This is a genomic window from Geobacillus lituanicus (assembly GCF_050994965.1).
In the GTDB taxonomy this organism is placed as follows: Bacteria; Bacillota; Bacilli; order Bacillales; family Anoxybacillaceae; genus Geobacillus; species Geobacillus stearothermophilus.
Window position 1 is genome coordinate 165,882 of the sequence record NZ_CP194773.1, and the last position, 25,477, is coordinate 191,358.

General features: G+C 48.5%; 22 protein-coding genes and 6 pseudogenes. 9 read left to right on the top strand and 19 right to left on the bottom strand.

From position 1 onward, the window contains the following. Nucleotides 1–35: 35 nt before the first annotated feature. The 4 genes and pseudogenes from ACR1UW_RS00710 to ACR1UW_RS00725 all read right to left on the bottom strand — a co-directional run bounded on the left by ACR1UW_RS00710 (nt 36) and on the right by ACR1UW_RS00725 (nt 4,331). Nucleotides 36–524: a macro domain-containing protein gene (locus tag ACR1UW_RS00710; RefSeq protein WP_020755180.1), complete on the bottom strand. Its 489-nt coding sequence runs from the start codon at nt 522–524 to the stop codon at nt 36–38. A 628-nt stretch (nt 525–1,152) separates the two neighbouring features. Beyond that, nucleotides 1,153–2,040 carry a UTP--glucose-1-phosphate uridylyltransferase GalU gene (gene galU, locus ACR1UW_RS00715; RefSeq protein WP_498934280.1) on the bottom strand — a complete coding sequence of 296 codons (888 nt, stop codon included), beginning with the start codon at nt 2,038–2,040 and terminating at the stop codon, nt 1,153–1,155. A gap of 281 nt (nt 2,041–2,321) precedes the next feature. Then, entirely contained in the window at nt 2,322–3,380 is a 1,059-nt protein-coding gene (locus ACR1UW_RS00720; RefSeq protein ID WP_498934282.1) for a BtaManbiosPhlase, read from the bottom strand. Between the two features lie 2 nt (nt 3,381–3,382). Beyond that, a pseudogene (locus ACR1UW_RS00725) lies at nt 3,383–4,331 on the bottom strand (MTP-1 family protein). 404 nt (nt 4,332–4,735) lie between these two features. Here ACR1UW_RS00725 and ACR1UW_RS00730 point away from each other — a divergent pair. Further along, nucleotides 4,736–4,936: pseudogene (locus ACR1UW_RS00730) on the top strand (substrate-binding domain-containing protein); the annotation flags it as partial. Between the two features lie 39 nt (nt 4,937–4,975). Here the strand turns inward: ACR1UW_RS00730 and ACR1UW_RS00735 are convergent. Both ACR1UW_RS00735 and ACR1UW_RS00740 read right to left on the bottom strand, forming a co-directional pair. Continuing rightward, nucleotides 4,976–5,857, bottom strand: a complete 882-nt coding sequence (locus tag ACR1UW_RS00735) for an Rpn family recombination-promoting nuclease/putative transposase (protein ID WP_328074974.1) — start codon at nt 5,855–5,857, stop codon at nt 4,976–4,978. Nucleotides 5,858–6,058: 201 nt separating this feature from the next. Beyond that, complete coding sequence (locus ACR1UW_RS00740) at nt 6,059–6,991, bottom strand: DMT family transporter (RefSeq protein ID WP_498934284.1); 933 nt, start codon at nt 6,989–6,991, stop codon at nt 6,059–6,061. 269 nt (nt 6,992–7,260) lie between these two features. Here ACR1UW_RS00740 and ACR1UW_RS00745 point away from each other — a divergent pair, with 269 nt between their 5' ends. Then, the gene (locus tag ACR1UW_RS00745; RefSeq protein WP_498934286.1) at nt 7,261–7,734 is read left to right on the top strand and encodes a hypothetical protein; all 474 of its coding nucleotides are present in this window, start codon (nt 7,261–7,263) and stop codon (nt 7,732–7,734) included. 43 nt (nt 7,735–7,777) lie between these two features. Here ACR1UW_RS00745 and ACR1UW_RS00750 read toward each other — a convergent pair whose 3' ends face one another. After that, complete coding sequence (locus ACR1UW_RS00750; protein WP_033009117.1) at nt 7,778–7,978, bottom strand: hypothetical protein; 201 nt, start codon at nt 7,976–7,978, stop codon at nt 7,778–7,780. Between the two features lie 242 nt (nt 7,979–8,220). On the opposite strand from ACR1UW_RS00750, the pseudogene ACR1UW_RS00755 reads away from it, so the two are divergent. From ACR1UW_RS00755 to ACR1UW_RS00775, 5 genes and pseudogenes are all read left to right on the top strand, one after another. Further along, nucleotides 8,221–8,719 (top strand): annotated as a pseudogene (locus ACR1UW_RS00755) (L,D-transpeptidase family protein). A 170-nt stretch (nt 8,720–8,889) separates the two neighbouring features. Next, a pseudogene (locus ACR1UW_RS00760) lies at nt 8,890–9,528 on the top strand (RpnC/YadD family protein); the annotation flags it as partial. A 501-nt stretch (nt 9,529–10,029) separates the two neighbouring features. Then, on the top strand, nt 10,030–10,188 hold the full coding sequence (locus tag ACR1UW_RS00765; protein WP_498934288.1) for a hypothetical protein: 159 nt from the start codon (nt 10,030–10,032) through the stop codon (nt 10,186–10,188). Between the two features lie 147 nt (nt 10,189–10,335). Then, nucleotides 10,336–10,794 carry a MerR family transcriptional regulator gene (locus ACR1UW_RS00770; protein ID WP_013524778.1) on the top strand — a complete coding sequence of 153 codons (459 nt, stop codon included), beginning with the start codon at nt 10,336–10,338 and terminating at the stop codon, nt 10,792–10,794. Between the two features lie 13 nt (nt 10,795–10,807). Next, the gene (locus ACR1UW_RS00775) at nt 10,808–11,416 is read left to right on the top strand and encodes a DUF4411 family protein (protein WP_498934290.1); all 609 of its coding nucleotides are present in this window, start codon (nt 10,808–10,810) and stop codon (nt 11,414–11,416) included. 354 nt (nt 11,417–11,770) lie between these two features. Here ACR1UW_RS00775 and ACR1UW_RS00780 read toward each other — a convergent pair whose 3' ends face one another. From ACR1UW_RS00780 to ACR1UW_RS00805, 6 genes are all read right to left on the bottom strand, one after another. Further along, on the bottom strand, nt 11,771–12,151 hold the full coding sequence (locus ACR1UW_RS00780) for a hypothetical protein (RefSeq protein WP_061580898.1): 381 nt from the start codon (nt 12,149–12,151) through the stop codon (nt 11,771–11,773). Between the two features lie 12 nt (nt 12,152–12,163). After that, nucleotides 12,164–13,084, bottom strand: a complete 921-nt coding sequence (locus tag ACR1UW_RS00785; protein ID WP_061580899.1) for an ADP-ribosylglycohydrolase family protein — start codon at nt 13,082–13,084, stop codon at nt 12,164–12,166. 158 nt (nt 13,085–13,242) lie between these two features. Beyond that, on the bottom strand, nt 13,243–14,355 hold the full coding sequence (locus tag ACR1UW_RS00790; RefSeq protein ID WP_498934292.1) for an RNA-guided endonuclease InsQ/TnpB family protein: 1,113 nt from the start codon (nt 14,353–14,355) through the stop codon (nt 13,243–13,245). Nucleotides 14,356–14,528: 173 nt separating this feature from the next. After that, on the bottom strand, nt 14,529–15,275 hold the full coding sequence (locus tag ACR1UW_RS00795; protein ID WP_498934294.1) for a hypothetical protein: 747 nt from the start codon (nt 15,273–15,275) through the stop codon (nt 14,529–14,531). A 518-nt stretch (nt 15,276–15,793) separates the two neighbouring features. After that, nucleotides 15,794–16,102 (bottom strand): hypothetical protein, encoded by a 309-nt coding sequence (locus ACR1UW_RS00800; RefSeq protein WP_061580554.1) that lies wholly within the window; start codon nt 16,100–16,102, stop codon nt 15,794–15,796. A 127-nt stretch (nt 16,103–16,229) separates the two neighbouring features. Next, a complete protein-coding gene (locus tag ACR1UW_RS00805; RefSeq protein WP_498934295.1) occupies nt 16,230–17,996 on the bottom strand; it encodes a GmrSD restriction endonuclease domain-containing protein in 1,767 nt (588 codons plus the stop codon). A 253-nt stretch (nt 17,997–18,249) separates the two neighbouring features. On the opposite strand from ACR1UW_RS00805, the gene ACR1UW_RS00810 reads away from it, so the two are divergent. Then, entirely contained in the window at nt 18,250–18,702 is a 453-nt protein-coding gene (locus ACR1UW_RS00810) for an N-acetyltransferase (RefSeq protein ID WP_498934297.1), read from the top strand. A 630-nt stretch (nt 18,703–19,332) separates the two neighbouring features. Here ACR1UW_RS00810 and ACR1UW_RS00815 read toward each other — a convergent pair. From ACR1UW_RS00815 to ACR1UW_RS00830, 4 genes and pseudogenes are all read right to left on the bottom strand, one after another. Continuing rightward, nucleotides 19,333–19,944 (bottom strand): annotated as a pseudogene (locus ACR1UW_RS00815) (nuclease/transposase family protein); the annotation flags it as partial. A 141-nt stretch (nt 19,945–20,085) separates the two neighbouring features. Further along, a pseudogene (locus tag ACR1UW_RS00820) lies at nt 20,086–20,385 on the bottom strand (ATP-binding protein); the annotation flags it as partial. Between the two features lie 115 nt (nt 20,386–20,500). Next, nucleotides 20,501–21,610, bottom strand: coding sequence for an RNA-guided endonuclease InsQ/TnpB family protein (locus ACR1UW_RS00825; protein ID WP_063193317.1), 1,110 nt, complete (start codon nt 21,608–21,610; stop codon nt 20,501–20,503). Between the two features lie 108 nt (nt 21,611–21,718). Further along, the gene (locus ACR1UW_RS00830) at nt 21,719–22,612 is read right to left on the bottom strand and encodes a magnesium chelatase domain-containing protein (protein WP_498934299.1); all 894 of its coding nucleotides are present in this window, start codon (nt 22,610–22,612) and stop codon (nt 21,719–21,721) included. 234 nt (nt 22,613–22,846) lie between these two features. Here ACR1UW_RS00830 and ACR1UW_RS00835 point away from each other — a divergent pair, with 234 nt between their 5' ends. Further along, nucleotides 22,847–22,981, top strand: coding sequence for an IS3 family transposase (locus tag ACR1UW_RS00835; RefSeq protein ID WP_498935347.1), 135 nt, complete (start codon nt 22,847–22,849; stop codon nt 22,979–22,981). Nucleotides 22,982–23,082: 101 nt separating this feature from the next. Here the strand turns inward: ACR1UW_RS00835 and ACR1UW_RS00840 are convergent, their stop codons facing one another. Both ACR1UW_RS00840 and ACR1UW_RS00845 read right to left on the bottom strand, forming a co-directional pair. Next, nucleotides 23,083–25,071: a RecQ family ATP-dependent DNA helicase gene (locus ACR1UW_RS00840; protein WP_498934301.1), complete on the bottom strand. Its 1,989-nt coding sequence runs from the start codon at nt 25,069–25,071 to the stop codon at nt 23,083–23,085. Beyond that, nucleotides 25,058–25,477 carry a hypothetical protein gene (locus ACR1UW_RS00845; RefSeq protein ID WP_498934302.1) on the bottom strand — a complete coding sequence of 140 codons (420 nt, stop codon included), beginning with the start codon at nt 25,475–25,477 and terminating at the stop codon, nt 25,058–25,060. The genes ACR1UW_RS00840 and ACR1UW_RS00845 overlap by 14 nt, the downstream gene beginning before the upstream one ends.

Genomic DNA, 25,477 nt, shown 5'->3' on the forward strand with positions numbered 1-25,477 from the left:
AGGGCCAAGACGAAGTCAAGGCCCTTTTTCTCCCTTTATTGGCGCTGTTGGACAAAACGGATGAATGCTTGATCAATATCCACCACCACAAACTCCACATCCTCGACCGGACCCAACACCTCGACAAACAACTGCGCCACGTTTTCTTTGTCAAGCCTTCCGACGCCTGTCCCTAGCGCTGGCAACGCCACCTTCTTGATTCCGTTCTCCCGACAGTGCGCGACAAGCCGCTCGAGACACGCCCGAACGATGTCATACGACGTCGCCCCTGCGGGCTGCTTCATCGTCACTAAGTGAAGGACCCCGCGAAACGGCAGCGAGCCTGCTCCTGTCACGTACAAATCGCCGGGCTTAGGGTCTTGCGCTTGACAGACGCGGATCGCTTCCTCCTCGATCACACGTCCCCCCGCCCGACGGATCGCCGCCGCCACGCCGCCGCCCATCGGCCCGATGCCGTTGGCGGCATTGCAAATGTACTCGACTCCTTCCACTTTGGTCAGATCGCCGACCATGGCACGAATCATCCGAACCCCTCCTTAGCCATGTTTATTCCCCCTCTTCCTCCGCCTCCATAAGCTCATCCAGAACACGGTTGATGGCAGACGATGCTTCATCGATGGCTTCCACTTGTATGAACTTCAATTCATCCTATTTCGCGCAGGAGACTCCCACTTCAACGACCAAAGGGAGTAAGTGGGAGAGGAATGCGCGTTCCCCCTTTCTTTTGTGTATGATAGAATAAAGGCGTGGAGAAAACCGTTCAATAAAGGCACTCCAATAACTGCTACTCGATGTATGGAGTTGGTTACAGGAAACGTTGTAACCGTAAAACATCGAGCGTAGGTCCGTCTGTTGTGTGTGGAAGCCAAGTACTGCCAACAGACACACCGAGAGAATCGGTAACGATGCAGGCATGACCTGCGTCGTTGGGTAGTCGTCAACCTGCCCCCTGATGCAACCCCAAGTCAAGGAAGGAGGACGAAGTCCGCTTGCACTTCTGGGGAGTGGCAAGCCCCCACTTCAAGCGTTAGCGAAGTGGGGGTAGTTGACCATCGATAATGCTTCGATAGCAGAATCTCCTTTTTGTCTTCATCCCTAAACAACGACAAGCTGTCATGCAAAACATGGAAATGCGACCGACTGATGGTTGAATTAGCTGCCCTTCGATCCCTTCGCCTCTGCCACCACCCGCTCCAAAAACGAAAGCAAGTCATCCCGCAGCTCCTCGTTTTGCAAGGCAAACTCAATCGTCGTTTCGATAAAGCCGAGCTTTTCGCCGACATCGTACCGCTTTCCTTCAAATTCATAGGCAAACACGCGCTGAATTTCATTCAACCGCCCGATCGCATCGGTGAGCTGAATCTCCCCGCCTGCGCCGGCTTCCTGTTTCTCCAAAAACAAGAAAATTTCCGGCGTCAACACGTAGCGGCCGACGATCGCCAAGTTCGACGGCGCTGTGCCCGGAGCTGGTTTTTCCACGAAGCGGCGCACTTGGTAGCGCCGGCCTTGCTGCTCGAGCGGGTCGATGATCCCGTAACGGTGCGTCTCTTCCTCCGGCACGCGCTTGACACCAATCACCGAGCTGAACGTTTGTTCATACTGCTCAATGAGCTGTTTTAAACAAGGTTTTTCCGCCTGGACGATATCATCGCCCAACAACACCGCAAACGGCTCGTCTCCAATGAAATTGCGCGCGCACCAAACCGCATGCCCGAGCCCTTTCGGCTCTTTTTGGCGAATGTAGTGGATGTCCACCTTCGACGGCTCTTTCACTTTCTCAAGCAGATCCAGCTTCCCTTTTTGCTTGAGCATCTGTTCCAGCTCGAACGCGTAGTCAAAATGATCCTCAATCGCCCGCTTCCCTTTCCCGGTGACGATAATAATGTCCTCAATGCCTGAGGCGATGGCTTCTTCGACAATATATTGAATCGTCGGCTTATCAACGATCGGAAGCATCTCCTTCGGCATTGCCTTCGTCGCCGGCAAAAACCGCGTCCCAAGGCCCGCTGCCGGAATGATCGCTTTGCGTACTTTTTTCATCTCCGATGGTTCCTCCTCTATCCGATGATCATCTGTTCTTTCGAGTCATGGCCAGTGTCTTTCATTGCCCAGCCGCAAACCGCTCTGCCGACCTGACCGATGAATCGGCGTTGTTTTTATTATACCAAATCCTGTTGAACGGAAAAGAAACGAAACGACGCAATGAGCGTTGAACGCTCTCCCACCTGCGCTCACGGTATGTTCGCGGCAAACCAAAAAAGAAACGCCCGGCCATCCAGGCGTTTCCGTTCTTACACCGCAACGTGCGGGCAACTTCGCTTTCATACTTTCACAAGCGAATCCAAAATCTCGCTAAGCTTCAGCTCCACGCACGCCATCGACGTATCCGCGGCGCCATAATACATTTTTACGATATCGCCATCGACAATCGCCCCGCATGAAAACACGACGCGGCCGAAAAAGCCGTTCACCTCATAATCCGCTTCCGGCTCGACAAGCGGCTGCTCCGAGCGGGCGAGAACTTTGGATGGGTCGTTCAAATCGAGCAGCACCGCCCCCATGCAATAGCGGTGGTCATCCGACGCGCCGTGGTACAACTCAAGCCAGCCGCGCTCCGTTTTGATCGGCACCGCTCCGCCGCCGATGCGGGCGCTGTCCCACTTTCCTTCGCGCAGACCGAACAAAAAGCGATGATTCCCCCAATGAAGCAGATTCTCCGACTCCGCGATCCACACCTCGGGGCGGCCGTTGCTTCTCGGCACCGGGCGATGAAGGGCGTAATACTTGCCGTTGATCTTCTCCGGAAAAATGAGCACATCTTTGTTTTCCGGCGCGAAAATCATGCCGTGGTGCGTCACCGTCTGAAAGTCTTTTGTCGACACCATCACCTCGCCGACTCCTTTTGGCGACACGGCGCTGAAATAAATGTAATACGTGCCGTCAATGCATGTAATGCGCGGGTCTTCAATACCGAATGTCTCGAGCTCATTCGATGGATAGACGAACGGGCGGTCGTCGATCACAAACCGCCGCCCGTCCCGACTGCGGGCGAGGCGCAAATACGAAAGCGATGTCAAGTAAGCGAATCGCTCCGTCCCCGCCTCTTTAATCACCCGCGGATCGGAAAAATCGTAGCGCGGATCGTCTTGGCGAAATTCGTAAACCTCGACCTTCCCCGTCTTTGGATTCCATACCGGCGCTTTCACGATATTCGGGTCATCCGACATCGGCCGCTCCGCCACCCGAAGAAGCAGCAACACCTCCCCTTGAAATTTCGCCACCCCGGCGTTAAACGCCCCGATCACTTCAAACCCGTCGTGGTGCGGCGGCACATCGTTCGGTGTAATCAGCGGGTTTTCTTCGTAGCGGTAAAGGTACATCGTCACCCCTGCCTTTCGTATTTCGTAAATGGATCAACGATTGTTAGTTTTTGCGCTTCTGCGTCACTTGTTCCAGCGTAAAAATCGGCCGTGCCGTCCCCTTTGCGAATCAGTCCGCCGCTAAACACGACATCCGCCAAATCCGGACGCTTCGCCGGGCCATCGAGGAAATGGGCTCTTGTGGCGATCAACTCCATGTCCGACGCTTCCCCCGTATTCTGGATTGAACGCAAACACCATCGGATAATAATGACGGTTCCGCTCCTGATCGAAACAAGCGATATGGCCCAAGACGCCGACGAGCCCATTGCCAAGCAAATGCACTTCGTTGGCGCCTCCCCATTCTTCATCGGCAAATTGGCCGTCAATCAATGGGGCATTCTCAATCGCCTCCACCGTCAACTCATCGAGCGCACCGATGCGGGTGAAGCCGATTTTTCCGCGTCCGCCTTTTTCCCCTTGCGGACGGGTGAAGACCCCAACCGACCCATCCCGCAGCTCGACAAGACGAATGTCTTTCATCCCGTCGGGACCGGTGAAAAAATGCGCCAATTCATTGATCGTTTTTCCGCGGTAAAACACCGTCCGCCAATACAACTTCCCGTGAAGCACGGGATGCGGAAACGTCTCCACGCCGCCAAACACGAGATGCCCGTGCACCCGCGAAACAAACGGATCCTGCAAGGCAAACACCGGCGCCCCTTCCCGCGGCACCCATGTCCCTTCACGCTCGACGAAAAAGTATACTTCTGATTGCTCGCTGTCTCTTGCCTCCACCCGTCCGGCAATGACCCACTCGCCATCGTCTTCAAACGGCGCGGAAATGTTGTACACATCCCGCCCCCCAACTCCGGCAAACACGAGCTTCTCCACCCGAAGCGGCTGAGGAGCACGCTGAAATTCCTCAAGCAGTGTCTGGCATGTTTTCATCGTCGGCGTCCTTGTCTGCATCACGTCTCTCCCTGCTCCCTCTTCCTATCATGATGTTTTTATTATTTTAATATGAACTGCATGCCTTCTGTGAACTACCCGCCACCTATGCTTCGCTTAGAGGTGGAGGCTTCAAGCGACTTGTGCGTGTTCGCCGAACGGTAAGCCACACACAAGAACCCTTTACGCTTCCCTTCGTTCCGAAGGTGTCCGTTCTAGCCATATTCTATCCTATTCGTTGGCTAACGCCAACCGACATTCATCTCCCACCTACTCACTGGGTTACACCCTTCGCGTTCCTTGAGGTGGGAGACTTCTTTCGGAAATCCGATAAAACGAAGGGTACAGCATCGGAATCGTCACGTGCCAAACCCGCTTCCAGCCGATCGCTCCGTCCATTTCCGCCGCTTCATACACTTCTTTCGTGCAGCTTTGACAACGGGCAGCTGTCGCAAATCGCGACGCCGAAAATCACGACCGTCGACATCGACCTGAAGCGCTACGGCAAACGAGCGGTGGAATTGTTGCGATGGCGGTGGGACAACCCGAACGAACCTTTTCAGGAAGTGCTATTGTCTACGAAACTGATCAAACGGGAATCCACAGCAACAAAACCAACGCGCTAGGGCGGGGCTGGCCTTTCGCCCCGCCTGTTTGATTTCCATTCACTTGAAGCCGCTTTGTTTCATTTCCTCAATCTCCGTCACAGGCAATCCGGTCAGTTCGTGAATCGTTTGCGCATCAAACCCTTTCATCAACATCCGTTTCGCAATGTGCCGTTTTTCTTGTTCCGCTCCCTCTTTGCGTCCTTCCTCCCGACCTCGAATTTTTCCCTTTTGCTCATATGAGATGATCAATTCCAGCACGCGTTCTTTTTCTTTCGTCTCCATTTGTTCCACCTCGCTTCGAAGCTGTTGTTCTTCTTCATCGGACAGCTTCACATACGTTTCAAAAAAGCCCATCAACAAACGCTGTCTTGCCTCGTCTAGCTCGAGACGCACCAACATGCGCAAAAATTGCTTTTTCAGTTCCACTCGTTCACTTTCAGTATACCCCATTTTGCTAAGCAGCGCAGCCGCCACCGGGTTGTCGGTGCGGATGAATTGGCGCCAGTTTTGCTTTCGCAACTCCACGTGGAAAAAGCGAAAGTCAAGCACATCGCCAAACGGAAAGGAGAGCGTGAACGAAGAGGGTTCATCTCGGATGGCATCATAGCTGAAGACGGCAATCGGAATGATCGGAGTGCGGTATTTTTCAAACAAGCGGCTGAAGTAAAGAAACATTCTTTCTGGAAATGACGATTGAACGTACGCTTGGTTTTCTACGTGAACAATGATCAATCCGTCTTTTCCTTTGAACTTCGTCTCGACGAGCAGGTCAACGCGGTACTTCTCCCCAGCCGTTACGTCCGTAAACAGCTCTTCGGACAAAAACGACAAATGGTTGAAATCAATATGCTCGTGCATATCCGGAAAGAAGAGAAGCACAAATTCCTCAAAAAACGTCTGCAACAACTCCTTGAACAACCGGTCGTGATCGATCGCCATACATTCACCTCACACGAATACGTTTCGTATTCTCTTTTTCGACATCATCAAGCAAAATCCTGCCGATGGCACAAAAATGGCTGTCCCTTTTCAAGAAGAGACAGCCAAGACGCCGACCGCAATGTGAAGCCCCCTCCATTCCTGGATATGAATGTTTCGCCACTTGCGCGCAAGGCCGAAAAGCAGGGGATGCCAAGGCGGCTACATCCCCGCCTTCCTTCCCCCAGCCGCCACTTTCACCCGGCGGAAACGGGCGACCACGTCATCCATCCCCCCGCTGCCGAACAACACGCCCGCGACGATGAAAAGAAAACCAGCCAGCTGCATCGGCGAAATCGGCTCGCCCAGCAGCCAATGCGCCCCAAGAAGCGAAAAAAACGGATTGAGATTGATGAACACCGCCGACTCAGCGGGACCAAGATGTTGAACAGCCTGATTGTAAAACATATGGCCGAGCGCCGTCGCGACGACCGCCGAAGCAAGGAAAATCATCCAAAGCGGAAGCGTACCTTCTTTCAAACTCGATAGGCCGCTCGGCTCGAGCACGAGGCTTAAGACAAACAGCCAAAGCGACCCGAAGACAAGCATCCACCCAGTCATCAACCGCGCCTCGACCGTCGCTTTTTTGATCATAATAAAGCTGATCCCTTGCGCCAAAACAGCCAAAAAGACGTACACATCCCCAATGGACAAATGGCCAAGGCCCCCGTCGCCGCTCGCCACAACAAACACGACGCCAAAAAACCCAAGCGCAATGCCAAGCAGCCGAAACAACGTCGGCCGCTGGCCTAAAAACACGATCGCCAACAGCGCCGTCACAAGCGGCACAAGCCCTAACACAAGACCCGCATTCACCGCTGTCGTCCTCGCAATTCCCAACGCTAAAAAGAAGTGATGGGCCACGACGCTGAACAAGGCGGCCACGCCAATCTGTTTCGCCTCCTTCCAACTGACTCGTTCCAGCTTGCCGATCCCCCATAAAAACAAAAGCACGACCAACCCGGCCGTTAGAATGCGCAGCGCTGTCAACGCGACGGGCGAAAAATGCTCCACAAGAATTTTCAACGCCGTCACATTCAGCCCCCAGGCGACCATGATCCCGACAAGCAACACATAAATGAATGATCTCTTCATCCCTCTCTCCCTCTCCTGCACGTTCGGTTTTTCTCAACATGGAAAAGGAAAAACGGAGCCGATGGACGCTCCGCTTTCCCACCCGTTTCCGCATAGAACGAATGAATTCAATTCCGCTGCAATGGCTTCTGCCCTCTATTTTACTACACCACAGCGGATTTTTTGACTCAAAAGCACCGTCATCTCAAGCCCGCGGCATGTTCTTCCTTTCTCCGCCCATATCCGCCGCCCATCGTGCATATGGTATAACAGAGAGGAGAGAAGACCCCATGTTTCCACGCTACCGTCAAAAAACGATCCGAGCCAGAGCTGGGGTGGCGGTTCTCACTGCCGCCGCCGTGTTGGTGGCGATTTTGACCCTGTTTCTTTCGAACGAACGAAATGAGGCGAAGGAAATCGTGGACACGTTTTACCGCTATGAACAGGCAGGGGATTTTGGCAGCTCTTGGGAGCTGTTTCACCCGCTTATGAAAAAGAAATTCCCAAAAGACGTCTACATCCAGCGCCGCGCCCACGTCTTTATGCAAGACTTCGGCGTCGAGACGTTCGACTACCGCATCGATGAGGTGGAAAACCTGTCGTCATGGTCGATGTCTGATGAGAACAAACCGCTTCACGACGTGTATCGCGTCCGCGTCATTCAGACGTTCCATAGCGCTTTTGGCGTGTTCGAAATCCATCAAGACGTCTTCGTCGCCACAGAAAAAGGGGAAAAGAGCATTTTGTTCCCTTACCGCCCGTAACCCCCAACATCGATGCGGCCCCGATATCGAACGGGCGCCGCTTTCACCGCTCCTTCCATTCCTCGATGATCTCAAGCGTCCGATTCATGCCGACATTGTATATCAACAGCTTAAGCAAGTTTTCCCGCTCCTCTTTCGTAAAAAAGAGATCGCCGTCAATGATCTCAAGCGGGACAGGGGAGAGCTCGGCATACAGCTCATCATCAACCTTCTGTCCTTCCGGTTTTAGGACAAACGTTCTCATTCGCGCCATCCTCCTTTTTCACCTACACGTTTTGACAAGAAACACCCGTTAGGCAACGCTCCCTGTCAAGTATAGACTAACGCACAGCGCGTTCATGCGCCTAGCAGCCGCACTGTATTCCCATGCCATGCACATGAGACGCTCTTCCTATTGCAGCAACCTCATCCGAATCTTCTCATACACTAATGTATCATCAATCGGAGCTATTTTCTCCATCCAGCGAAAAAAAGGAGCGAAATGCCATGTACAAACATATCGTCAAACGCGGGGAAACGATCGCCTCCATCGCCCGCGACTACCGCACATTCTGTTGAGGCGCTCCTTCGCGCCAATGGTTTGACCGCCGCGTCCGTCATCTTTCCCGGGCAGGAGATCGTCATCCCCCACCTTCCGCCGAAAGGATCGATTCCCTACACGATCCACATCTCGATCAGCCGCCGCCAGCTGACGTTAAAACACCGGGGACGAACGATCCGCACGTATCCGATCGGCGTCGGGAAAATGGTCACCGCCACGCCTGTCGGCGATTTTGTCATCGTCAACCGCCAGCCAAACCCGGGCGGTCCGTTCGGCGCCATGTGGCTCAGCTTATCCAAAGTCCATTACGGCATCCACGGCACGAACGACCCGTCCTCGATCGGCAAATACGTATCCAAAGGCTGCATCCGCATGCACAACAAAGACGTGCTCGAACTCGCCTCCATCGTCCCGAACGGAACAGAAGTGTTTATCCGGCCGTGAGGGCAAAACAGCGTCATTCATCCGTCTGTTCTGAGTCACAACCCGTTTTATTTTTCAAGAAGATGTCATTCACTCCCACCGAACGAACACCGTGTTTCCGCTCACGATGGCAGCTGACAATCGATCGGGCAAGTAGTATAATTAGGTCGAAAGCGAATGGAGTGAAGACGATGCCAGGCGGGATCTCGCATCACGCCAAAGACATTTTGTTCAAGTCGCTGAGCGCATTGTACCAAAACCAAGCCCTCGATGTATACGGACTTCACGGACTCCCACGGATCAAAGCACTGCTTCCAAACGAATTTCCGTCTGTACGGGCGGATGAACGGCGCGCCGACACCGTGTTTCTTCTCGAAGACGATTCCATTTTGCTTCTGGAATACGAAAGCAACGAACGATTTCTCGACAACCATTTAAAGTATCTTGATTATGCCTGCCGCATCCTTCACACATACTATCAACAGGAAAAACGAATCCGCCCGATTCGCATCGTTGTGATCTACACAAGCGATGTCACGACCGCCCGCGAACGGCTTGACGCCGGCGATGTGTTTCTTTCATCCAAAGCGGTGTTGCTTGGCGAATTCAACGGCGATGCGATTTTCCATGCCATTGAAGAAAAAGTCCACAACGGCGAACCGCTCACTCCGGAAGAAACGATGAAACTCATCCTCGTGCCGCTCATGCACACCCGCTTCGACCGGCAAACGATGATCGAAAAAACGATCGAACTGGCGAAAACGATCGACGACGAACCGAAACAGCTGCACATCATCGCCGGCGTCCTGACCGCCACAGACAAATTCATCCTATTTCGCGCAGGAGACTCCCACTTCAACGACCAAAGGGAGTAAGTGGGAGAGGAATGCGCGTTCCCCCTTTCTTTTGTGGTATGATAGAATAAAGACGTGGAGAAAACCGTTCAATCAAGGCACTCCAATAACGGCTGCTCGATGTATGGAGTTGGTTGCAGGAAACGTTGTAACCGTAAAACATCGAGCGTAGGTCTGTCTGTTGTGTGTGGAAGCCAAGTACTGCCAACAGACACACCGAGAGAATCGGTAACGATGCAGGCATGACCTGCGTCGTTGGGTAGTCGTCAACCTGCCCCCTGATGCAACCCCAAATCAAGGAAGGAGGACGAAGTCCGTTTGCACTTCTGGGGAGTTGCAAGCCCCCACTTCAAGCGTTAGCGAAGTGGGGGTAGTTGACCGACCGGTCATACGCCGAAAAAGTAAAGGAGTGGATCAAAATGAACAAAGTGTTTCGCCTGTTAGTCGAAGAACTTGAACAAGAAAGAGAAGAAAGTGATGCAGGAAAAAGAACAAGCGGTTAAGCAAGCCGAAAAACAGAAAGCCATTGAAATCGCCAAAAACTTCCTTGATGTCTTGTCCATCCACGAAGTGGCGAAACGGACCGGCCTGACCGTCGCCGAAGTCGCCGACCTTGCAAAGGAAATGGACAAATAGGCAGCACAAAAGAGCCGCAACCGCGCGGCTCTTTTCATCCTCCCTTTGCTGCTTGGCAAGATCTCAATTTCTTTTGTTTCCTTTTTTTCTTTTGTTTCTCCAGCCAAAATAGTATAATGGATATAAACATCAAGGAGGAAAAGAAAAATGAGTACTTTGTCCCGCAAAACAGAAACCCGAAAGACAGCCCCCCCACCTCTTCACGAAACTGTACTAAGCGACAACGTTCGACGTTATGTAGAATTGGTCCAACAGTCGCTTGAACTTGAGAAGCGAAAAAAAGAAATCTATTCCAACCTAAGCGACCAGGAAAAACAGAGCGTACGGCATATTCTTACCGAAATGGCGGAACAAACAATTCCAGATGATCTCCATGTCCGCGATGTGGCTCTTCTGCTTGATGTCACGCCGCAAATGGTGCGCCGTTATTGCGCAGAAGGAAAAATCGAGGCTTACCAACGGCTTGGAGACAGTGGAAAATGGATCATCCCGGCCGCACAGTTTTTTCACCACCCAAACTGGCCTTCATTTCTCCAAATGAGAGAACAGCTGAAAAGCCAGTCGATTCGTATCGCGGAAAAAATGGAAAAAGAGTTTGGAGAATAGGAGAAAGTTCTTCATGAGCGGAAACGGCACGGAAACAAAAGCATATTTGCTGGATACAAACGTATTCCGATACAAGTCAAGCCCATCTGCCCACACGAACCACAAAAAAGCCGCCAAGCGTTTTTGGAAAGATGTTTTGCAGGAAGTTCGCCATGAAGAGGCTGTGCTCTATATCCCTAAAGAAGTCATCCGAGAGCTTGAATTGCAATCCTACACACTTGGCGAAAAGGAAAGGCAACGGATCTCGGAATTGTTGGAAAATATAACGATAATGATTCCCGATTGGACAACTCCCGATATGGAACATCAAGTAAGGAAAATGGTGGCTTATATTCGCTCTGAATACCAGAGGAAAATCAATGCCATGAGAGACATGGAATACGGCAGCGTGTCTGATGCCCGTATCCTGCTAACCGCTTGGCAATACGACTGCATTCTCGTCACAGCCAATATAAAAGATTTTGCGCTTTATCCTCTTCTGTTTCCTCAACACGAACATAGACTGCTTAATCTTTTATCAAATGATTATATCATCATTTCCCCGAGCATATATGACACCATTCATCATGACCCAATATTCACGGGCATGCTCCAAGAATTGAATGACTTCATCAACAGATGATTTAGACCGCATCGTCTTCCTAAAAGCACAACAAAGTCATTTCTCTATTTGGCCGGTCGCCAATGGCAAACCGCAGAGCCGATCAAAACGAAACAAGCATTCCTTGTTATCACTTCCTCCCAGAATGATGTTCCTGATGCCGGAAACAACAAAGCGAATCGGCCTGACCGTCGCCGAAGTCGCCGATCTCGCGAAGGAAATGGACAAATAGGCAGCACAAAAGAGCCGCAACCGCGCGGCTCTTATCACTGGTCTTTTCCCTATGGCTCTTGGCGTGTGGAACAAGCAACAGTCGGACTTTTCCCTTGGCCTTTGGCCGCCAAAGCGAGCGCACGTCCTAGTGTGTCAATCCCTCTACTCGCCGCTTGCCAATCTCTGACGGGCCTCATCCGTTAACAACAAATACGGACGGCGTTTCCCCTCCTCCTGGCGCATCACTTTCTCCGTCCACGGGTGAAGCAAAAACAGCCCTAACTTTAGACGGGATTCCGGGTCCACCATTTTTTGCCGCACGCCATCTTCATGGGCGATGAGTTTTTCAATCACGTTGAGCATCGCCTTCTTGCTTAGAAACACTTCCTTTTCCTTCGAACTCAAGCGCACGGTAATCCCTTCATCGGAAAACGAGACGACGCGAAACGCTTCCTTCCCTTTGAACGTCGATACGACTTTTCCTTCGTACAGTTCAACCAACAACGATTTCCACATGTTCTCGGCAAACGTTTGTCGATCCATCCGTTTCACCCCCTATCCTTCTTTGTCCCTCATTCCATTCGCCCCATCCGCACCGCTCGAACTGAACGAACGCCGAACATCCGCCAATTGCAACGCCAGTTTTTCCAATTCATCAGCGCAAACGATCGCTTCCACAAACCGCTTCGGCAGCTGGCTGTATCCGATTTCCAGCCCTTTCAGTCCTCCCGCAATGGCTGCAATCGTATCGCTGTCTCCACCCATATTCGCCGCCGAAATGACGACATCTTCGAACGAGTCACAACGGAGCAGCCAATGCAGCACCCACCCCATCGTATGGACGACATACCCGTCAGGAGGGTAGACAGGCGTCACCATAAGCAGCGGCTCATAACGGGTATGCTCCACTTCTTTCCGAATCGCCTTGGCGAGCGGCTCTCCTTGAAGCACCCGAAAGGCGACGCGGTTGTAAATCAGGCACGCCTCTGTCGCCCGTTCGTCCGCATGCGTCATGCGGGAATGCAAAGCCGTTATTTCTTCCATCTTCTCTTGGTCCGCATATGCCAGCGCGATCGGCAAACAGCGCATCAGTGACCCATTGCCTGCACATCTTCCCCCTAACTCCTCGCAAGCCTGCACCGCGGCTGAAAACCAGTCGCCCTGATACCGCCTCAACACCGTGCGGATGATGATGCCGACATCGGGCGGGTCAGTCTCGTACCACCGCCAAAACTCTTCGCCAATGTCATGAATCGGGCATGTCGGATCGCGAATAATCCCCCGCGCCACCGCGATCGTCATCGCCGTATCGTCCGTTACTTCCCCGGGCTTCAAGTCAAGGAAACCGCCGCCAATGATGTCCGTCACCTTTCCATACTTACGGCGGACGTCATCAGCGCTCATAAACTCCGTCGTCGCCCCAAGCGCATCCCCGATCGCCACCCCAAACAAGCCACCTTTGATTCGATCCAGCACCCTGCAGGCTCCCCCCTTCTCTATGTGTCAACTACCCCCACTTCGCTAACGCTTGAAGTGGGGGCTTGCAACTCCCCAGAAGTGCGAGCGGACTTCGTCCTCCTTCCTTGACTTGGGGTTGCATTAGGGGCAGGTTGACAACTGCCCAACGACGCAGGTCATGCCTGTGTCGTTCCTTCAACGATGTACTCTATTCCTTTTCGTTGAAGGTTCATAGCACCAATGCGGTCATCGTTTAAGGTGTATCCGCATGTTCGACAACAAAAGGTGTGTGTACGCTTGTTTCGATTGGCTTTTTCCGTATGACCACACTTTGGACATGTCAAAGAGGTGTAATGCGGAGCAACCACCATCACTTTTGACCCATGCAAACGTGCCTTATACTCTAACATTTGACGGAACTGATAGAACGCCCACGATACAGTTTCATATCGGTCATGGATACGTACACGTTCTGTTTTTTCACGAATGCCTGTTAAATCTTCTAATACAAAAAGGGTACGTTCTCCATATTGACGAACGAGTGCCTTCGTGACAGCATGGTTCACATCCGTCATCCAACGGTTTTCTCGTTGTCCGATTGTTTTCAACTTCCGACGCGCAGAAGCCGTCCCTTTTTGCTGGAGGGTTTTTCGCATTCGTTTGTACTTCGCCCGCATATGCTTGATTTTTCGTCCGTTAAAAAAGGTAGTTTTCCCTTGCGAATCATAAGCTGCTGCAAGAAAGTTAACCCCTACATCGACACCGACCACTTGGCGAATGTTGTGTTCATCTACGGTCGGAATTGTTTTAGTCATGGGAATGTGCAAAAAGAATTTGTTATGCTTATAGACGAGTTTGGCTGTGCCAAACGTCCATGAGCCATCAAAATATTGTTCCATGCCTTTTGGTTCGAATGGCACTTTGATTCGTCGCGTATTGACAGAAAATAACCCTTGAACAATGGAGTAATCTCGATTCCAAACGAGATCATATTCAGGCTTTTTAAAGCGAACCAATGTCCATTCATGACCATTGCTTTTTAGGGAACGGTATCTAGCGATCACCGTTTTAATCACAGATTGCGCCATTTGTGAACGCAAAGCGTAGTTTGATCGAAGTAGACGATAGGTCATGTCGTGTAACTTGGCTTGTGCAAGCACTTTTGTGTCAAAAATCACAACAGATACAGCGTTGCACGCTTGTCGATAAGCGGAAAGGGTGGCTTTCAATACTTCTGCTTGTTCCGCTGTTGGGTAAATTTTTATTTTGGCTGTTAACGTCATGTCCATTTGTCTCACCTCTCTTTCACTAAATATATTTAATATATTATATCACCTCCCCCACTTACTCCCTTTGGTCGTTGAAGTGGGGGTCTCCTCGCCAAAGACGATGAACGGCCTCAATTGTCAAAACCATCGATTGCGATCCATCGCGGTTGCACACCACACTGCCCTAAAGGTCTTCAGGCCGACGTCAAGTTATTCCCCGGATTCCCGTCCGGATTCGTCCGCTCATAGCCGCCGCCCTGTTCCTCGGTCAAGTTCACATCAGTATTCCCGTCGCCGTCGCGCCAATATCCTTCAATCCACTGCCCGTCACGCCAATGTCCTTCCACCCAGTGTGGGCGGACATGATGCGTTCCCGGACTTTCGTCTGACTCGACGGCCGCAGCTGCTTCAAGGGACGCGGAACTGACCAGCTGACTCTGAACATCTGCACCATGGGTTTCCAAGTTCACATCTTCACTCCCCTCGACCCCATCACCGTAGTCTGCCCCATCGATCATGTCGACAATTCCTACGGCCAACGTTCCGATCGCCGCCGTTTTGGCGATGCTGGCCAGCCCGTTTTGCACCTTTTGGACGTCATCATCGCGCATCCCCTCATACACTTCCTTGCCGCTTTGGTATGTATGTTTAGCGGTCTCATATACGCCTTTCGCCGTGCGTGAAATCGACTGGCCGATGCTCTCGATCCCCCTCTCAATCTTCGCCTCGTCCTTTTGGATAAGGCCGGAAGCCGTATTCCACACGCCGTCGACTGCCTGGCCGAACGTGTCGCCAGCGAACTCAGACGCCTTTTTCACCCCGTTTCCGACCTCTTTGAGAAAGCGGCTGTCCGCCAGTTCGCCGACTGCGTTTACCGCCCCTCCAATCAATGCCCCTGTTGCTTTCCCTGCTAATCTGCCAAGTTCCCGAAACGCACTCAATGAAGTTCCCTCCATGTCCGTCGATGTAGATGTCCGTTGTTTAATTTCGACCTTTTTCCTCAGAACCCTTTTCCTTCCATAAAATTTTTAAGAACGAAGGCCCAGGACATAGAGACTTCCCAGCATTCCGGTGTTGACTAGTTCACAGATTTTTTCCCATAAATAAACCGCCCTGTCATCAGGACGGATTTCCCGTTGGCATATGGTTCGTTATACGATGTTCGTTTCCATAGATTCGCCAATCCCTCCTTTTAAAACTGTGTGACATCATCGCTCAACACGGAAAAAAATCAAGGCGTTATACAAAAAAGAGCGCTTTAGACATTATCGAGAGTTTGGTCATCATGCCGGTGTCGTAAGAAATTCCCGCCTCATACCATGAAAAAAACCTTCTATAGGGAAGGTGTATTTGGCATGCCTATCTTTATATATTCTCACGGTCACAGCCTCCAAAGATGAAAAGTGAAGCCTTGGAGCTACTCGCTCCAAGGCTTCACTTGATGGCTATGCAGGGGCCCTCATTTCCCATCACCATGATCCCGTTTCCGCTGGCGGCACCATTTCCGGATCTTTTTCAATTCCCGCTTGACGTTGATCATCTCATTATGTATTTTTACCCAGTCTTTTTCCCCCAACAATCTTAGGTCGATCATTTTCAAATGATCCCATGCTCGTTGAACCGTTTGTTCATCATAATTCCCAGGGTTAGTAATGATGTCTAAAAGCCTCTCCTTCGTATTGCCTAAACTTCTTATGATTTCTTTTAAATATTCTATTTCCATTTGTCTGCTGTCCAGCAGCCAATGTATCTGTTCCTGTTTTTCCATCAAGCTTTCCCCCTTTGATCTCCCCGCGGATACGTCGTTCCAAGGCATTTACCAAAAAAGATCCTAAAGGTCCTTTTCCTTGAAATATAAACCAAAACCTCTCCCCTACAACATCCGCCCATCCCGTTCACTCCACTTTCTTGCCCATCACCCGCTCGATCATCGCAAGCAGAGCCAGCCTTCTTTTTTCAAAAAACTGGTCAAAATCATCCGCTCTTATGGATGTCACATCAATGACATGCGTTTGCAGGATGTCATCCAACACCGTTGCCGAAATGCCGTTCCTCTCCTCCAATTTCTTCAAATATACACTTGGAGCATCACGGCCAATCATCCGATTCGTTTTATAGGACAATGGAGTTTTATTCATAATACAATCGTACTTCGCTTTCTCAATCCCTCGTTTTTCACAATAGTCACGAGGGAAAATATGGTGAATATCAATCGATTCGCCGTAATACGTCTGAATATCAATCGGCACCCCAGATAAGAAATCCCGCGCCCCTTCCCTCATGAGCAAGGCGTGCAACCCTTTATAAGCGGCGCTGTTTCGCGTGCGCAGCGTGAAGAGACGGTCAGCGGCGAAATGGGCATCCCGCACCGTCGTCGGCTCCGCACCGCCGCGAATCCATTCGACGACTTCCACCACGTCACGGGCAATCCGCGTCTCCGTCGCTCCTCCGTATAGTTCACCCAATACGCCACACCAATACCAGCGGGCAATTTGATCACGGACATGGACATTATGCGCTTCTTTCCCTAGTTCTACAAAAATGGCTGCCAGCGGGATCAACTGAGTGCCGTACGGCAAATCTCGCGCGGAAAACACATGCTGCTCATGCAAAAATTGAGCCGCCTGAATAAACCCTTCCGTCACCCGATCCGCCCATCTTTGGTAATCCGCCAACGTCAACTGCAAGATGTCGCGCCGCTTGCAACTGACCGCCACGCCGTCCCCCGCTTTTCGTCGATTGTACGTGGCCAACAACGCAACTGCCTGCAGGAAGTCGGTGCTGCTGATATCGGCCAACACTTTGTTGTAAATTTCTCCAGATCTCTTTAATTTCGCTTCCTTCTCTTCCCAATCATCCCTTAGCTTGAAATCTTCCGCCGCAAATGTGGCGGTAAGAAGCTCGAAGACGGTCAGAGAGACGCCCCCCGTGTTTACATTCTCAAACACTTGGCAAACCGCTTCTTTCGGAGTCGGCTTCCGAAGCATAATAACAGGCACTTGATATTGCTGAAAACGAGGAAATACATCCATCATGAGCTTTTGCCATTTCAACGACCGTTCCGCAAGCCTCGCTGGATCCGAAAAATAGCGCGTCTGCCACGCCAACAACCCCGCAGGATCGAAAAGCAAATTCACCGGAAGCATTCCCGCTTCGCATTCTTTCTCCAAGTCAGAACAATCAAGAACAACCCTCCCTCCCGGCCCGCGAATGATTCGATCTTCCGGGACGCTGACAATCGTTTCTTCCCGCTCGACGCTCGGATCTAACATTTTGTCAATGTCAATATAGTAGAACCGTTTGATTGCCTTGTCTCTCTTGTCTCTTGTCGCTACAGGCGCTTTCAATTTCAATGATTGAAACAACGCCGTCAGCCGCTGTTGACCGTCAAGAATCAGCCGTTCCGGTTCCACTTGGTTCACGTTATCGACCCCTTCGATCGGCCTTGAGGCAAAACGGACATTCGGATTTCCCGTCTGGAGCATCATCACCGCACCGATCGGATAAGAGAGAGAAACACTGATCAACAGATTTCGAATCCGCTCGTCATCCCAAACCCAGCCTCTCTGAAAATCAGGAAGCTGTGTTCGGCATTCTTGAATGCTCTCAAGCAAATCAAGCAAACTTTCGACCGTACTGTCAAACGTGGTAATCGTGCTCATATCCTTCCCCCTCGTTTCATGAAAAACCCTACACTTCCATACGATTTAATCGACCAATATGCCATCATCCAATGCATATTCCTGTTGCTTTCCAAAAAACACTTTATTCTTTCGACAATGGCATTCTTGTTCCTCCTGCCGCGCAACGTTTGGCAGAAACATCCCCCAGCCAACGAAAATTCGTAATTGAATATAGACACAAAATATTGTATATTTATAAACATACAATGACGACTGATCGCGAGGGATCCCAATGCAAATCGACCATGCCGTCACGAGCGATGTCAAAGACATGCACGCGCTCATCCAACACTATGCAAAAAAAGGACTCGTGCTGCCCCGCTCGCTGCTGTCCATCTACCAGCACTTGCAATGCATGTATGTCGCCAGGGAAAACGGTCAAATCGTCGGCACCGCCGGGCTGCATATCCTAGGGCACGATCTCGGGGAAGTGCGTTCGCTCGTCGTATCTCCTGACCATATGGGGAAAGGAATCGGCCGCCTGCTCGTTGACCATATTGCGAACGAAGCGGCCAGACTCGGGGTGAAGCGGTTAATATCCTTTACTTACCAAGTCGAGTTTTTTCGAAAATGCGGGTTTGAGATCGTAGATAAATCAACACTGCCGGAAAAAGTGTGGATTGATTGCGTCAACTGCCCGAAACTGGACTGTTGCGATGAAACGGCGATGATAAAATACATTTGATCCCCCTCCCACCCGCATGGCGGGAAAGGAGGGAGAGCCCTTGGAAAAACCTTTTCCCTTCGCTGTTTCGTTCTCCATACCCTTCACTAGAAAAGCGAATGTTCGAAACTGACAAGCCATCTTTTTTATGCCCTGAAGTTCCGCGGCTGCGCAGAACGGTTGTGTTCGTTTTGCATCAAACATCAGCCCTGCCCCCCCATTCAGGAGGAGATAATGCGCGTTTGTTTCAATTGTTCAATCAAATGTTGCACCTCATATTTTGCAACCTTTGCATAATATACAAAAAATAACGAAAATATTCACATAAAATCAAGTCCTAATGTTTATGTCAAATACGGCTCCCATCCAGTGCACTTAAGCTCTAGAAAATAGAACCGCTTTGCCCCCGGCTCGTGCGCCCCAGCCGCATTAAAGTAGCGAAAGATGATATAGTTGAGTCCATGCCAGAGGCAAAATCGGCCAAAACTAATGGATTTGTTCGTTAATCATATGAAAATTAATATTCACCGGTGTGAACTACCCCCACTTAATTTTCTAGCGAAAATTTGAAGTGGGGGCTTCCAAAGAAGTTTGACTGCTTCAAGCAATCCTTATTCTTTGAGGCGTGTCCACTTCGCCGCTAGAGCATAAGACACTCAGGTCTACAGCTTTACTTTTCTTTAAGATGTTTAATGCGCCATTGACATCAGCATTAATTAGTTCAGGCATTTCATATTTGTACTGAATCTCAAAGAACCTGGCATGATGCTTAGGAATGATTTCAATCTGCTTAATCTTTTTGTCCAGTAACACAGGCGGAATCGTTATCGTGATAGGCTTGTGAGTCTTTTTAAATAGGCGAGAATACGGTATCGTGAATTTGTTGCCGTCTATACGAATCTGGCCAATGATCAGTGAATGAAAGCCATCTTTTTTAAGATATTTTGGAATACTGATAGCCTTGTGGTCATATTTTCCTTGTTTGGCAAGACTGATCAAACCAAAGAAAGATTTAAAGGCTTCATTGACCTTTTTTAAAATTTGCTGTGCCATGTTGCTGTTTAACAGCTTATAGTTTTCGTTAGTTTTTGCAAGATGATAGTTTTTCTCATAATTAAGAAATTCCTTGTGTTCAAAATAGTATTGTCTGACATGGTACAATCCGACGTTGTACATGTTCTTGGCAATATGGCACAGTTCTCGAAGAGTCAAGTATTCTTCTTTGGTCAAACCATTTAGCTGTTGTTTGATACAAAAATACATTTTTTTCACCTCCCATCTAAACTATATTATACTATATTTTACTGAATCTATCCTATTTTCAGCAAAATATAGTTAAGGCGATTCATCTCCCACTTACTCCGCTTCGCTTCGTTGAAGTGGGAGTCTTCTCGCCTAATTAAGATAAATCGGCCCGGAAACACGATTTCGATACGCTTGAATTTGTTTCGGACTACATGTGCAATAGCGCGTTCTTGAGCCTAAATATCCACACGGACACGGATTCATCGCCCCAAGCAAAATAAAGTCCGCAGGATATGTCACCGTCGACGAAATACGGCTAATCGTCACTTTCCCCGTCTCTAACGGCTGGCGAAGCATATCCAGCGTCTTTTTCGCAAATTCCGCCATTTCATCGAGAAACAAAACACCGCGATGTGCCAGCGACACCTCGCCAGGCTTTGGGTGCGTTCCCCCGCCAAGTGACATACTCCCACCACCTACGCTTCGCTTAGAGGTGGGGGCTTCTCGGGTAATCCCATCTCATGATGGGAAGTTGACCGAGCGATCCCCGTGTGCCCCACGGTTCGAGGACAAATTAGACGATCGCCAATCGTTTCATGCCCTCATGTTTGATATTGATGGCCGCATTGACGTCCCTGTCGCTCTCGAATCCACATTCACAACGGAATGTCCGTTCAGAAAGCGATAGAGACTCCTTGACTCGACCGCAACACGAACACGTTTTGGACGAGGGGAACCATTTGTCGATTTTGATCAGCTTCTTCCCCTGTTCGGCCAGCTTGTACTGAAGGAAAGTGGTGAACATGCCCCAGCCGTTGTCATGAACGCCTTGACCGAAATGGAGGGCTTGTGACATCCCTTTCATGTTGAGATCTTCGATGACCACGCAATCATACCGTTTCGCTAATTTGTGCGACTCCTTATGCAGAAAGTCCTTGCGCTGGTTGGCAATTTTCTCATGCAGCTTCGCTACTTTCAGACGCTGTTTGTGCCAACGATTCGAGCCTTTCTTTTTACGAGACAATTTACGCTGTTCTTTCGCTAATGTTTCCAATGCTTTGCGATAGAATCGAGGATAATTGGCTCTCTTACCCTCGCTATCGACATACAACGTACTCATGGAAAAATCAAGCCCAACCACCGTTTGTACTTCTTTTGGGGCAGGTTGATGTTCGTACTCTGTGAGAATAGAAATATAGTATTTTCCTGTTTTGGTTTTCGTGATCGTACAAGACTTGATGATATGGTGGGCAGGGATCTCCCGATGTTGCTTGAGCTTGATCCATTTCAGTTTGGGCAGCTTGATATAGCCATCTGAAAGCTTGATGTTGCCATTTACCATATTTGTGGTGTACGACTGTTTCGCCTTGCGGTTTTTGAACTTGGGAAATCCAGCGCGGCCAGAAAAGAAGTGTTGAAATGCTTTCTGCAAATTCAATTGGGCGTTTGCCAGCGCAAGGCTGTCCACTTCTTTTAGCCAAGGAAACTCCTTTTTGTACTTGGCAGGGGTCGGACATGTTTGCTGTTTCAAGGATTCTTGATCGTCCTTGAACTTTTCAAACATTTGTATGCGCTCTTCAAGCATTTTGTTATACACGAAACGGACACAACCGAAGGTTTTGGCGAGCAGTTGTTCTTGTTCTTTTGTTGGGTATAGACGGAACTGATAGGCTTTGTTTGCCATATCGACACCACATCACTTCATACCTTGATTTTCGATATATTTTTTCTATAACTGATTATATTGTAATACACAAAAAAGAGACAATTTTAGGCTATACCTAACCGAAATTCATCTCCCACTTTCACTTCTTTTAGAAGTGGGAGACTTCTTTCGGAAAGATGTTAAAGAAACCGATGAAGCGGAATGATGCGGATGACGAAAAGGCGGATGGCCGCTCTCGATTTTTTCCCCTGCCAGCTGGTACAAACTGATCACCTCTAACTGCGCATCATGAGTAAGGCTCGGCAAAATCGTCGGAAACGTTTCCGCCAACAAACTTTTCCCGCACCCAGGCGGTCCAACCATTAACACGTTATGTCCGCCTGCCGCTGCGATCTCTAATGCTCGCTTTGCTTGATGATGGCCAATAATCGATTGAAAATCCCGATGATGCTTTCGCGGGGAGTCTATGATTTCAGGAGTGCGAAAAGCTGGGGATAACGAAAGAACACGTTGTCCTTGCAGATATTGCACCGTTTCTTCCAATGTCTGAACAAAGATACAATCGAGATCTTTCAAATGATGAAACGGAAGTGTGGGATCATACGGAAGGTATACTTTTTGAAAACCGAGCTTCTTTGCTGCCAATATCGCTGGAAGCATGCCATCCACCGGCTGAATCGCTCCATCCAACGATAACGAACCTAAAAACGCTGCATCGGGGGAAACCGGCGCTGTCAGCTTGCCCATTGCCTTCAAAATCCCAATCGCCATCGCCAAATCAAACATCGGGCTATGCTTTTTCCGCTCCGGCGGAGACAAATGAACAACAAGCCTTTTATCAAAAAAGTCGCATCCGAAAGCATAAAGCGAAGCAAGAACACGTTCCTTTGCCTCTTTCACCGACGCATCCGGCAACCCAACAATCACCATCGCCGCAATCCCAGGCACCTCCTGCACCTCCACCTGCACCCGATACCCTTCCAACCCCCTCAACCCAATGCTTAAAATCTTCACCGTCACTCATCCATCCCTCCCAATCACAGAACATTAGTTCTCACCTATCATTGTAATACCCTTCCATTTATCCTTCAATTACCAATATTTCGACAAATTTCGGGTGGTGACAGGCACCAAACCCAATCCGTTCGCCTCGGTCGATAAACACGCGCACATCCAAACAGCTTGTCTTGCCATCTTCCATTTCTTTCGCATATACAGAAATACAAACGCTCCATTCGTATTTCTCGTCGGTCCTTGTATTTCTCTTTCTGCACGGCCAAAGAGGTGAAGGATACCGTACACAAATATATTCGTTTTTATAACCGCCAACGTTTCCAAAAGAAATTAAACAACCTGAATCCTTATAAATATAGGACTCAGGCTGCTTAAATGTGCTTTTTTATCCCTGTCTACTTGACAGGGGATTCTTCAGAATTAGGTTTCCTTTTGAAAAATACGAAGTAAAACCGAGTTCTTATCGAATTCATATCCTACCTCATCTTGTTCTTAAAATTCTCTATTAAGGATTTTGCGGAATCGGATAGTGTTGCACTTTCCACAGTAGTTACTAACATTCCTGGAAAATAGTTTTGATAAATCTCCATTTTTTCTAACCATCTTTTGTCATAACTCTCTACGCCAATCATACCTAGATGCTCCCAATATATTTCCTTATCCCCTAGGTAGATAGTAAAATCAGGCTCAATCCATTTATCTTCGTCATAAAACAATTTCTTTTCGTATTCGTATTTTATGTTCTCTTGGTACAGCATATTAGCAATGATTACTTCCGATTTTGACCTTACATAATCGCCTTTTAATGTCTTGTATATTTTATTTACTTTATGCTTAGGGACTCCGAGATATAAGCCAATTTCTTGATGCAGTTCCTTCGAGGATACGTACCCATCCAGTAAATATGTTAAATAGTCAAGAAGCCCGTGTTTATACTTTCTTTTCTCCTCAATAGAGAAAGCCAGTTCTTCTAACTTGTCTTCCGGAAGGTTTTCAAAGTGGTTTCTAACAATCAAACACTTGTCGAAGTTCTTGGATAGCTTTGCTGTCCCATTTAATACCGAAGCGTATACAAGATCATTTATATAGCTTGGCGCTAAACCGCTCTTCTTAATTACACTAATGGTTCCTTTAGTTTTGGTACAATCATACAGCTTTTTTAGTTCCTCAACACGAATGTCTGTAAGCATTTTTAGGTTTGTGAATCCTTTAGACTCGATTGTTATGAAATGATGATCCAAAAAGTAAGGAAGACACTGTTGTATCTCTTCATCATCAAAGTATTGTAGTGTTTTAATTCCTTTTTCATTATTGGTAATCTTCTCATAAACTTTCTTGAGTTGTTCAATGGTTGGTAACGATTTATCGATAAAATGAGACTTTCTTACCTCTATATTTTTATTCGTGTACAATACATAAGCAATAGAAGCTTGACCGTCTCTCGCTGCCCTGCCAACTTCCTGATAGTACTGCTCTACTGATTCCGGAATCATAAAGTGGATCACAACCCGAATATCAGGTATATCAATTCCCATGCCAAAAGCATTTGTTGCGAATATAACGTCGATTTCTCCTTTTTTATATGAGCGAATAATTTCTTGTCTTTCTTTTGCAGACATTTCACCGTGAAAATGAGCGGCTTTATATCCTTTTTGAATCGCTTTTTCTGTTAATTCCTCGGTGCCCCTTTTATAGTGTTTTCGATAGATATAGACTAACACTTTTTCATGTTTATGTATTTGCAATAACTGCCAAAGCTTTTCTTCTTTCTCCTCTTCATTCGTAAACTTCAAAACTTTTAATTCAATCTCAGATCGAATCAGCAAATCGTTTTTAATAACATTATTGTTAGTAATTTTAAATTGCATGCATATGTCCATAATTTCTTTCGCATTTAATGTTGCTGTCAATCCTAGGATTCTCGGCCACTCTTCCCCTTTGTAAATATTGTTTAAAAAGTCTGGTATCCTTTTATAAAAAGGGCGGAAACTGAAGCCCCATTGACTCACACAGTGCACTTCGTCAATTGCAATTAACTTTATTTCATTTCTTCTTGATTTGATGCAGTATTCAAAGAACCCGTCCGTTGAAATTCGTTCCGGACTTACGAATATAAAATCAGGAGTGATTTCCTTATGATAAAACTTCTTGAGCATATCCGTCTGTTTATTAGGGGATACTCCTCCATGAATAGTTAAAACTTCATAACCATGCTCTCTAATTTTATCAGCTTGTTCATCGATCAAAGCAATTAACGGGGAAATAACAATTGTAATTCCATTTAAAGCCAAACCAGAAAGCCAATAAATAAGGGATTTTCCGCCACCAGTTGGCATAATACATAGAGTATTACCACTTTCCACTACATTTCTTACTACATCTTTTTGGAAATCTTTCAATGAAAATTGATTAGCAAGTTTAGGGAAGAAACGTTCATACAAACGATCCACATCAATAGTAGCCATCACTCTCATCCTTCACCTTCGCTTTTAGAAAGTCAATCTCTTCCGCATGATTTTGGGCAATAAAACTGAGAAAAGAATTTAAAATTACATATCGGTATTCACTGCTGATATTCACACCGTACTTAACCGCTTCCTTCTTTAATAGTAAGTACACCTTCAGAGCATAGAAGGCAAACAAGTCGTAAGGATAAAAGTAGTTTTGCTGTGTCGTGCCCTCTTCTACATTAATCATGAGAAACTCAGAGTCTTCGACACAGCCGAACGTTTTTTTGCTCGTTAAATACCATAATGCCCAAATAGCCTCTCTGCTACGATTAGGAAACGCAAAAGGGAAAAGCTTATAGAGCATATGGCTTTTAATACCACCTCCAATTACACCAGATACGGTGTAATCTTCCCTGTCCAA

What these genes read in the sequence shown, in the direction of transcription:
- ACR1UW_RS00825 (WP_063193317.1), bottom strand. Translation starts at nt 21,610, where the DNA reads ATGGCAAACAAAGCCTATCAGTTCCGTCTATACCCAACAAAAGAACAA.
- ACR1UW_RS00810 (WP_498934297.1), top strand. Translation starts at nt 18,250, where the DNA reads ATGCAAATCGACCATGCCGTCACGAGCGATGTCAAAGACATGCACGCG.
- ACR1UW_RS00840 (WP_498934301.1), bottom strand. Translation starts at nt 25,071, where the DNA reads ATGGCTACTATTGATGTGGATCGTTTGTATGAACGTTTCTTCCCTAAA.
- ACR1UW_RS00710 (WP_020755180.1), bottom strand. Translation starts at nt 524, where the DNA reads ATGATTCGTGCCATGGTCGGCGATCTGACCAAAGTGGAAGGAGTCGAG.
- ACR1UW_RS00790 (WP_498934292.1), bottom strand. Translation starts at nt 14,355, where the DNA reads ATGGACATGACGTTAACAGCCAAAATAAAAATTTACCCAACAGCGGAA.
- ACR1UW_RS00780 (WP_061580898.1), bottom strand. Translation starts at nt 12,151, where the DNA reads ATGGATCGACAAACGTTTGCCGAGAACATGTGGAAATCGTTGTTGGTT.
- ACR1UW_RS00805 (WP_498934295.1), bottom strand. Translation starts at nt 17,996, where the DNA reads ATGAGCACGATTACCACGTTTGACAGTACGGTCGAAAGTTTGCTTGAT.
- galU (WP_498934280.1), bottom strand. Translation starts at nt 2,040, where the DNA reads ATGAAAAAAGTACGCAAAGCGATCATTCCGGCAGCGGGCCTTGGGACG.
- ACR1UW_RS00750 (WP_033009117.1), bottom strand. Translation starts at nt 7,978, where the DNA reads ATGAGAACGTTTGTCCTAAAACCGGAAGGACAGAAGGTTGATGATGAG.
- ACR1UW_RS00765 (WP_498934288.1), top strand. Translation starts at nt 10,030, where the DNA reads ATGCAGGAAAAAGAACAAGCGGTTAAGCAAGCCGAAAAACAGAAAGCC.
- ACR1UW_RS00800 (WP_061580554.1), bottom strand. Translation starts at nt 16,102, where the DNA reads ATGGAAAAACAGGAACAGATACATTGGCTGCTGGACAGCAGACAAATG.
- ACR1UW_RS00740 (WP_498934284.1), bottom strand. Translation starts at nt 6,991, where the DNA reads ATGAAGAGATCATTCATTTATGTGTTGCTTGTCGGGATCATGGTCGCC.
- ACR1UW_RS00775 (WP_498934290.1), top strand. Translation starts at nt 10,808, where the DNA reads ATGAGCGGAAACGGCACGGAAACAAAAGCATATTTGCTGGATACAAAC.
- ACR1UW_RS00770 (WP_013524778.1), top strand. Translation starts at nt 10,336, where the DNA reads ATGAGTACTTTGTCCCGCAAAACAGAAACCCGAAAGACAGCCCCCCCA.
- ACR1UW_RS00745 (WP_498934286.1), top strand. Translation starts at nt 7,261, where the DNA reads ATGTTTCCACGCTACCGTCAAAAAACGATCCGAGCCAGAGCTGGGGTG.
- ACR1UW_RS00735 (WP_328074974.1), bottom strand. Translation starts at nt 5,857, where the DNA reads ATGGCGATCGATCACGACCGGTTGTTCAAGGAGTTGTTGCAGACGTTT.
- ACR1UW_RS00720 (WP_498934282.1), bottom strand. Translation starts at nt 3,380, where the DNA reads ATGTACCTTTACCGCTACGAAGAAAACCCGCTGATTACACCGAACGAT.